General features: G+C 40.6%; 9 protein-coding genes. All 9 read right to left on the bottom strand.

Translation table 11 applies throughout. The features are described 5' to 3' along the window. Positions 1–34: 34 nt before the first annotated feature. Complete coding sequence (locus tag B3R79_RS04625; RefSeq protein ID WP_168260398.1) at positions 35–727, bottom strand: methionine ABC transporter permease; 693 nt, start codon at positions 725–727, stop codon at positions 35–37. Next, positions 728–1792, bottom strand: a complete 1065-nt coding sequence (locus B3R79_RS04620; protein ID WP_293694020.1) for a methionine ABC transporter ATP-binding protein — start codon at positions 1790–1792, stop codon at positions 728–730. Then, positions 1773–3155 carry a M20/M25/M40 family metallo-hydrolase gene (locus B3R79_RS04615; protein ID WP_154454779.1) on the bottom strand — a complete coding sequence of 461 codons (1383 nt, stop codon included), beginning with the start codon at positions 3153–3155 and terminating at the stop codon, positions 1773–1775. The genes B3R79_RS04620 and B3R79_RS04615 overlap by 20 nt, the downstream gene beginning before the upstream one ends. 95 nt (positions 3156–3250) lie before the next feature. Next, positions 3251–4156 carry a MetQ/NlpA family ABC transporter substrate-binding protein gene (locus tag B3R79_RS04610; protein ID WP_154454780.1) on the bottom strand — a complete coding sequence of 302 codons (906 nt, stop codon included), beginning with the start codon at positions 4154–4156 and terminating at the stop codon, positions 3251–3253. A 109-nt stretch (positions 4157–4265) separates the two neighbouring features. After that, on the bottom strand, positions 4266–5105 hold the full coding sequence (locus B3R79_RS04605) for an amino acid ABC transporter substrate-binding protein (RefSeq protein ID WP_293694018.1): 840 nt from the start codon (positions 5103–5105) through the stop codon (positions 4266–4268). A gap of 116 nt (positions 5106–5221) precedes the next feature. Further along, positions 5222–5908, bottom strand: a complete 687-nt coding sequence (locus tag B3R79_RS04600) for a gamma-glutamyl-gamma-aminobutyrate hydrolase family protein (RefSeq protein WP_293694017.1) — start codon at positions 5906–5908, stop codon at positions 5222–5224. A 184-nt stretch (positions 5909–6092) separates the two neighbouring features. Further along, complete coding sequence (locus B3R79_RS04595) at positions 6093–6809, bottom strand: YebC/PmpR family DNA-binding transcriptional regulator (RefSeq protein WP_154454783.1); 717 nt, start codon at positions 6807–6809, stop codon at positions 6093–6095. A gap of 219 nt (positions 6810–7028) precedes the next feature. Further along, a complete protein-coding gene (locus tag B3R79_RS04590) occupies positions 7029–8123 on the bottom strand; it encodes a nucleotidyltransferase (RefSeq protein ID WP_235280841.1) in 1095 nt (364 codons plus the stop codon). Between the two features lie 84 nt (positions 8124–8207). Continuing rightward, on the bottom strand, positions 8208–8648 hold a 441-nt coding region (locus tag B3R79_RS04585), incomplete at its 5' end, for a GIY-YIG nuclease family protein (RefSeq protein ID WP_293694014.1).

Below are 8648 nucleotides of genomic sequence, written 5' to 3'. Positions count from 1 at the left end.
AACTTTTGGGGTGCAGTTCACAAGCACCTTCTTTTTATTTGTGGCTTAATTTATTGGTCAGGAAATCTCCGATAAATTGAATCAAGAAAATCAAAATAAGAATGAGTAAGGTTGCCACCAAGGTCACATCGGTATTTGAACGGTTGTAACCATAGTAAATGGCAATGTAACCAAGTCCTCCAGCACCGATAGCACCAGCCATAGCCGTTTCTCCGACAAGTGAAATCAAGGTCACTGTTGACACGCGAATAAGGTCTGGCAACCCTTCGCTTAGGTAAACCTTAATAATATCCCAAAGAGTTGCTCCTGAGGCCTGAGCAGCTTCAATCACCCCTTGGTCAAGTTCAGCCAAGACCACCTGTACCTGACGAGCAAAGAAAGGAAAGGTCGCTGCTGATAGAGGTACTAAAGCAGCTGTCATACCAAGGTTTGTCCCTACAATCCAGTAAGTCACTGGGGCAATAATCGCTAGCAAAATAATGAACGGAATGGCACGGAAAACAGATGTGATTTTATCTAGAATTTGAAATGCCACCTTGTTTTCGATGACCCCATTGGGTCCTGTTAACACCAAAAACAAGCCAACAATCAATCCTAAAAGCCCACCCACGACAAAAGAAATACTTGTCATGTAAAGGGTCGCGTAAATCGCGTCTGGCCAAGAATTCGTTCCCTCCCAGCCAATGCGGTAAACATTTGGTAAATAGGTTTCAATCCATTCTGTCATTTAAGCACCTCGTTTCAAAACAGTCAAATCAATTCCAGCTTTTACAATCGCTTTTTGGGCTCCCATAAGGGCATCAGGCTCACCTGATAAGACCACAATCATCTCACCCACTGGAGTATCCGCCAAGATTTCGATATTCCCATAAAGGATATTTGCCGTTACTTCAAACTCTTTGTAAATTTGATTAAGGATAGGCTCATCAGTTGACCTTCCTGAGTATTTTAATTGCACCAATAAATCATTTGTTGGCAAGGTTTGGATGAAGTCTTGTTTTTCGATTTTCACCAAAGCTTCATCAATGCCCGTAGCCGTTTTGATAAATTCTTGGGTCAAGGCTTCTTTTGGACTAGTAAAAATGTCCAAAACAGAACCCTCTTCAATCAAATGCCCATTTTGCATCACAGCAACACGGTGGCAAATGTCTTTCACAATTTGCATTTCGTGCGTAATCATCACAACCGTCAAGCCCAATTTTTGGTTCAAATCTTGCAACAAGGTCAAAATTTGCTTGGTGGTTTTAGGGTCTAAGGCCGAGGTTGATTCGTCTGAAATCAAGATTTCAGGGTCATTTGCCAAGGCACGCGCAATCGCCACACGCTGTTTTTGACCACCCGATAATTGTGACGGGTAATTCTCTGCACGCTCTGACAAGCCGACCAACTCTAACAATTCCGACACTTTTTTGTCTTTTTCTTCTTTAGACAAAGATGAATGTCTAAGGGCAAAAGCCACATTTTGACGCGCCGTTTTTTGAGCCATCAAATTGAAATGTTGGAAAATCATTCCAATTTTTTGGCGTTTTTGGCGTAATTTAGCTCCTTTTAACTGCACCTGACCATCTGAAAAGGTCACATCATCTCCAATGGTAATTGTACCAGACGTTGGTGGTTGTAGCAGGTTAATCGTACGCACTAAAGTCGATTTTCCTGCACCTGAATACCCAACGATACCATAGATATTGCCCTTGTTAATCGTGATAGAAACGTCTTTCACCGCTTCAATGGTGCGTCTTTTCTGATAAAAGGTAATGTCAATATTTTCTAGTTTAATAATGGGTTTTGTCATAACTCTTAATTAACTCCTCAATCATCTCAATGTGGGTGTAGTAATCAGCTAATTTTACATTTTCATCGCCAGCATGGTCGCTACTATTTGGATTACCAATTCCAAATGCCGCAATTGGAACTTCCAAGGCTTCAAAGATTTGGTGCATTGGGCCTGTTCCCGCAGTGGTTGGCAAGACAGATACTCCATTTGGTGAAAATGCCTTGGCAATCTCGATGACATTTAAAATAGCAGGGTCTGACATATCGCTACGATAAGCCTTTTCACCCAAGGTGTAAATCAATTCCACTTGTTCAAAACCGTGTTTGTCCAAATGCTTTCTAATGTGAGCAAGGGTTTCTTTTGGATCCAAGCCAGGTACCAAGCGAACTTCCATCTTAGATCTTGCTTTTGATGGTAAAATCGTTTTAACCCCTTGCCCTTGATAGCCTGACGTTATGCCTTCAATGGTAATAGCAGGCTCAAAAAAGACGGTTTTCACTAATGATTCTGTATCTTTGGTCAATAGCGGCAAGGTCAATCCATACAAGTCCTGCAAACGCTCAGGGTCTAAATTAGCGTGCTCCAAAGCCAATTGCCACTCTCGTTCATTTGGCGGTGTCACCTGGTCGTAAATGCCATCCACTAGCAAGCGTCCCTCATCATCTCGTAAGGATGTAATCGCCTTGAGCAAGTACCACGTTGCTGTATCAATCACCGCACCAAATTTCGAATGAATATCAATTTTCGCTGAATCCACGACCATATCAAAGGTCACAATGCCCTTGGTTCCACCTGAAATCTCGATTTGTCCTTTAGCATTTGAAATGCCTTGTTCCCAAACCAACAAATCCGCACCACGCAATTCATCAGCATATTTTTCCAGGTAGGTTTCTAAACCAACAGAAGCCGATTCTTCTGCCCCTTCCATGAGAAAAATCACATTGACAGGTAAATCACCGTGCTGACGACGGTACTTTTGAACGGCAGTCAAACGCGCGGTAATGTGTCCTTTGTCATCATCCACACCGCGACCGTACATATACCCATCACGAACCGTCAATTCAAATGGATTGGATGTCCACGGTTGGTCATCATCAGCAGGCACCGTATCATAATGATTGTAAAAAATGATGGTTTTAGCTTCAGGATGACTACTCTTAAATCGAGCCAAAACCAGCGGTGCCGTACAGATATCGTCAATTGTCACCTCAGCACCAGCTTCTGTAAACAACTGCCCCAACTCACCCGCAACCTCAGCCAAACCAATCTGTTGAGCGAAGATGGATTTTTTGGCAATCAAACGCCCCAGCGCTTCAAAATAATACTGTGTGAGTTCATCTTGATAAAATTTTTCTAATTGCTCATTTTCGTTTACGACCATTTTGCTACCTTTCACAACGCTCACATTTTACTCAGAAATACCGCCTACAAAGAAAATCGGTGTGTTAAGAACACACCTGATTCTTATCTTTTGGCTCATTCATTTGATGATGACGATTCAGAAGTTGATGATGTTTTAGCACCTTTCCAAGCAGGAATATCGATACCGTTTGATGCTTTTTCGATTTCCTTACCAACTTCATCTGTTTGATAAACAGATACCAAAGTTTCAATGGCGTCAGCCTTGTCTGATTTCTTCCAATCTTTTTGGGCTGCAATCACGTTAATCCATTGGTCTGAATTATCATCGATTGGTTCTGTGTAAAGAGTTGTATCATAGTTAACATTTGCAGATTGGGCATAAGAGTTGTTGATAACTGCCGCATCTACTGAGTTAAGTGTTGAAGCTGTTTGTGCAGCATCTACTTCTTTGATATCCAAATTCTTTGGATTTGATGAAATGTTTTTGATAGTTGCCAACTCATTACCTGAAACATCCAATTTAATCAAACCAGCTGATTGAAGCAAGTAAAGGGCACGGCTTTCGTTTGACGCATCGTTTGGCACTGAGATAGTCGCTTTATCTGGAATATCTACAACATCTGTGTACTTAGCATCACCGTTATTTTTTGTTCCTGAGAACAAACGGATTGGGCTAAGAAAGGTATCAGCTACTTCAACGATAGTGCCGTCATTTTCTTTGTTCCAGTTACTCAAGAAATATTTGTGTTGGAAGGCGTTGACATCAATTTCCCCATTTTGAAGGGCTTCGTTTGGTTGGTTGTAATCTGTAAACTCAACCAATTTGATTTTAACACCTTTCTTTTCAGCCAATTCTGTGATTTCATCCCAAACAGGTTCTGTGCTATCATCCAATGTCATGATTCCAACTTTAAGTGTTGAGTCATCTGATGCTGATTTTGAGTTGCCTCCGCAAGCTGCCAATAAAACTGTTGATGCTGCAATCACACCTGCTAATCCAAATATCTTTTTCAATTTCATATCTATATCCTCTTTCATTTACTAAGTGATTTTATTGTATCCTATTTGGATATAGGTTTCAAATTGTTATTAACAAGTATTCTTTATAGTTTAAAACTATAACCACATTTTAATGAGAGGTTGGCAATTTCAAATCATCTGCACTTGGAGTGTAGTCACCACCAAGGTATTGTTCTGCCAATTTAGACAAGGTACCATTTTCTTGTAAGGTTTTAAGACGTTTGTTGACGTAAGTTTGCAAGTCTTTTTGGTCATCACCGAAAATGAAGTAGATGTAAGGTTGGTCATCTGATTTCAAATCAATGGTCTTCAAGTTTGTTAATTGTTGGTTTTTGATAACTGTATTAACTGTTGGGGCGTCAAAAATCTTGAAGTCATACTTGCCATCGTTCAAGTTAGTCAACATTTGAGTAATGTTTTCGTTAGTATAATTGATGTCAACGGTGTCGTTACTGTGTTCTTGGTTGTATTTTTCCAATTGTGCAGCAGTTGTTGTCCCTTGAACCACTTGGGTTGAGTGACCACCAATATCATCGTAAGAGGTGATTTTACTATCATTTGGCACAACTAAAACAGATGGGGTTGAGCCGATAGGGTAAGAGAAGAGGTACTTATTGGCACGTTCTTTAGTGTAGCTGATATTGTTACCAGCCATTTGGTATTTGCCTGAGTCAATCCCTGTAAAAATAGATGCCCACTCGGTTTTCTTGAAAGTGACCTTGTATTTGTCAGAATCCTTAAAGACCGCTTTGGCAACTTCGATATCGTATCCTGTCAATTCTCCGTTGTCTTCATATGAGAATGGGGCCGTTGTTCCGACAGTCGCAAAGACCACTTCTTCTTTACCGCTTGATTTTTTAGAGGATGATTGTGACGAGCAAGCCACTAAAACAAGGCTTGAGGCCAAAACCACACTTGTCACACCTAATGCTTTTTTCCAAAATGTCATATCCATAACTTCCTTTCCTTTTTTAAGACGCTTTTATCTTAACACCACTCTCGCTAGATAACAATTGATTTGATTGCAAGAAAAATAAGAAAAAGCCGCCTTAATCAGCTTTGTACTTATAATATTTGAACCAAATAATGAAATAAGTTGCGGCTCTCCGTTCTGTCTAGCAACAACTCAGGATGCCACTGAATGCCTAAAATGGGAGCACCTTTCTTGCTTTCATAAGCTTCAATCGTGCCATCACGTGTATCACGCGCCGTCGCAACCAAGTCAGGTGCCAACTCTTTAACGCTTTGGCGATGAAAGGAATTAATCCAAGCACCTGATTTGACCAAATGGCTCACACGACTGTTGGGAACAACTGACACTTCATGTGAGGTACCTTCAACGTCTTCTTGCCAATGATTGTCTATGTTTTGATTCAAGGTACCGCCTAATGCTACATTTAGCAGCTGCATGCCTCGGCAAACCGCAAAAATAGGTTTTCTTTGACGCAAGGCTTCTTTAATCAAAGCCAATTCAAATTCATCACGTTCCAAAAAGTAATCGTCACTGTCGATAGTCTTTTCTTCACCGTAAAATGCTGGTGTCACATTTTGACCGCCAGATAAAATCAGCTTATCAATCATATCAATGTAAGCTTTAGCAAGAGCTGGGCTCCCAACTGGAATGATAACAGGAACGCCACCAGCAGCGGTAACGCCTTCAGATAAATAACGCGACACCGTATCAAAACGAATGCCTGACATCTCTGGTATTTCTTTTTCATTTCCTGTAATCCCAACAATGACTTGCTTCATTTAACATCCTCTCCTTCCTTTATTTGAGATTCGCTCATTACAATAACCCTATTTTAGACCAAAACGCCACGCTTTTCCAATAGATTTTTATTATCACTCAGATAAAAGAAAGCTATCACTCAAAACGAAAAAGACAGTCAGTAATAAGAACTGACTATCTTTTGTGGTGTTTGTGGTGTATAGATTAAAAATCAGCAACGTTGTGGTAAACTTTTTGCACGTCCTCGTCATCTTCAAGAACGTCAATTAGTTTTTCAAAGACTTCAAGGTCTTCACCATCAAGAGTGACTTCTGATTGTGGAATCATTTCAAGCTCAGTCACTTTGAATTCGTCAATACCGTTGGCACGCAAAGCTTCGATACCTTTGTGAAGGTCAGTTGGTGCTGTGTAAACTGTTACCACACCATCCTCTGCTTCAACATCCTCAACGTCAACGTCTGCTTCAAGCAATTGTTCAAAAACAGCATCGGCATCGTCACCGTCAAACACGATAACCCCTTTTTTGTCAAAAAGGTATGATACAGAACCTGCTGCTCCCATGTTACCACCGTTTTTACCAAATGCTGAACGGAGGTTAGCAGCTGTACGGTTAACGTTACTTGTCAAAGTGTCTACGATAATCATTGAACCATTTGGTCCAAAGCCTTCGTAACGTCCTTCAACGAAGGTTTCGTCTGTATTACCTTTTGCTTTATCAATGGCGCGGTCGATAACGTGTTTTGGCACTTGGGCTTGTTTTGCACGCTCAAGTACAAATTTCAAAGCTGAGTTTGATTCTGGATCTGGTTCACCTTTTTTAGCAGCTACATAGATTTCAACACCAAATTTAGCGTAAACTTTTGAGTTAGCACCATCTTTGGCAGTTTTTTTGGCAACAATATTGGCCCACTTACGTCCCATGGGTATTCTCCTTTGTAAAGATTATTATTTGTTTTAGCATAGTTAATTAATGATTGGCTACAAAATAGCCAAATATCAAACTACTGAACTAGCAAAAGCTAAATTCGTAATCCTTTTTATTATAGCACTTTGACAAGGCTGTGTAAAATGGGGATGGAAAATTAGAAGAGAAAACTGAGCTCAACAAAAGCTCAGTCTTTTTATTTATTTTGTAAGCGCTTATTTCTCGATTCTAATCGGCACTTTTCCCCAAGTTTGTTCTTGAAGTTGTGGATTTCCAAGCTGATAGACTTGGTCAGCTTGTTGCGTCACCGCATCCCACGGTTTGGCACCGATTCGAGCGACGATATCCACAGACTTTTTCACCGTTTTAAGGTGTTTTTGCCCTTTTTCGGTAAATCCGAGCACATGTACCGCTTCTGGCAATGGCTTTTCCACAGCTCCGACCAAGATATAAGCCAAAATGCGGCGGATTCGAGCCTTCGTGTAGCGTTTTGTGGCGACTTTATCCACCAATTCGTCCACAGTCGCTACGCTCCGAATAGCAGAGCGGATACGGCTGGCTAACTCTTCATTTACCTGGAAAACCCCTGTCAAATCAGGATTTGTCACGATTTGGTACTTGAGCAATTGGAAATAATTCTCCCAAGTCACTTGAGGGGCGCCTAGGAAAAGGTCAGCTTGCGGCATGAATTTATCCACAAAATCCTTGTCTTGTCTGTGGATACGCAGATTTGTCGCGGAAGCAAATGCGACATCTGTCTCAAGCGAGTGATAACCAGCTCCCTGACGCATGATTGGGCTAAGCTTGATTGATTTTCCTACGCAAGCTTTGGCATAAGAAAGCCCCAAAATATGATTTGGCGTGTTGCCTGTGAAGTTGACACCAGCAAATGTCTCCCACATTTTCTGCGTTTTCTGTGGATAAGACAAATTATCTGGCAAATTTTGCAAGTAATCCACCATTTTCTGTTGATTATCCGCATAAATCTGTGAAAAGTGTTGATAATCCAGATTTTCTTCCGTTCCAAATGCTAAGTTATCCACACCAAGGCGCTCTAAAATGTCCACCGCACCCTGCGCAAAGTAGTCCGCTGACTGAACAGCCACCAAAAATGGCAGCTCAACCACCAAATCAGCACCACATTTCAGAGCCATTTCCGCGCGCGTCCATTTGTCCACAACCGCAGGCTCGCCACGCTGCACAAAATTCCCAGACATGGCAACAATCTTCAAACCCTCAGCCTGTGACAGCAAATAACAATGTCCATTATGAAAAGGATTAAACTCAGCAACGATACCAGTGATAGTCATGTTGTGCTCCTAAACTACGATTTTAACAGTTCTACTATTATAGCATACTTAGGTATAATGAGAAACACTAAAAATATCGATTTGTTAATTGTCCATTTGAAGCTGAACAACCATTTCTTGAACTAATTTTGATACTTCGTCCAAACTGACAGCAAACCATTCATTGACTGTAATTTCTTTTCCTGATGCTGATATAAGAGAAAGCTCTAAACGCTTATCAGCCAGAGCATGATGCAGGTAAGTTTCAACTTTTCTGGCATCTATATTCTGAATTTCATAACTTGTAACTAATTTTACAGGTGAGTATAAATACGTTGATTCATTTTCAGTATTCGATAATCTCTTTGTAATATCTTTTGCGTAGCCAATCTTATAAAGATTTTCCATTTTTAAGAAACGTTCATCTTTTCCAGCATACTTAACAACATAAATATATCCTGTCGTGATATGCTTCTCACCCATAATCTCCAAATCTTCGATTTTTTCAGTTACCAAACGACCATTTCTTTTTTTATCATAAAGAGA

The organism is Streptococcus sp. UBA3373, from assembly GCF_002360305.1.
In the GTDB taxonomy this organism is placed as follows: Bacteria; Bacillota; Bacilli; order Lactobacillales; family Streptococcaceae; genus Streptococcus; species Streptococcus alactolyticus.
The sequence above is the reverse complement of the archived record's forward strand: the minus strand, read 5'-3'. Positions and strand labels throughout refer to the sequence as shown.

What these genes read in the sequence shown, in the direction of transcription:
- B3R79_RS04625 (WP_168260398.1), bottom strand. Translation starts at nt 727, where the DNA reads ATGACAGAATGGATTGAAACCTATTTACCAAATGTTTACCGCATTGGC.
- B3R79_RS04620 (WP_293694020.1), bottom strand. Translation starts at nt 1,792, where the DNA reads ATGACAAAACCCATTATTAAACTAGAAAATATTGACATTACCTTTTAT.
- B3R79_RS04615 (WP_154454779.1), bottom strand. Translation starts at nt 3,155, where the DNA reads ATGGTCGTAAACGAAAATGAGCAATTAGAAAAATTTTATCAAGATGAA.
- B3R79_RS04610 (WP_154454780.1), bottom strand. Translation starts at nt 4,156, where the DNA reads ATGAAATTGAAAAAGATATTTGGATTAGCAGGTGTGATTGCAGCATCA.
- B3R79_RS04605 (WP_293694018.1), bottom strand. Translation starts at nt 5,105, where the DNA reads ATGACATTTTGGAAAAAAGCATTAGGTGTGACAAGTGTGGTTTTGGCC.
- B3R79_RS04600 (WP_293694017.1), bottom strand. Translation starts at nt 5,908, where the DNA reads ATGAAGCAAGTCATTGTTGGGATTACAGGAAATGAAAAAGAAATACCA.
- B3R79_RS04595 (WP_154454783.1), bottom strand. Translation starts at nt 6,809, where the DNA reads ATGGGACGTAAGTGGGCCAATATTGTTGCCAAAAAAACTGCCAAAGAT.
- B3R79_RS04590 (WP_235280841.1), bottom strand. Translation starts at nt 8,123, where the DNA reads ATGACTATCACTGGTATCGTTGCTGAGTTTAATCCTTTTCATAATGGA.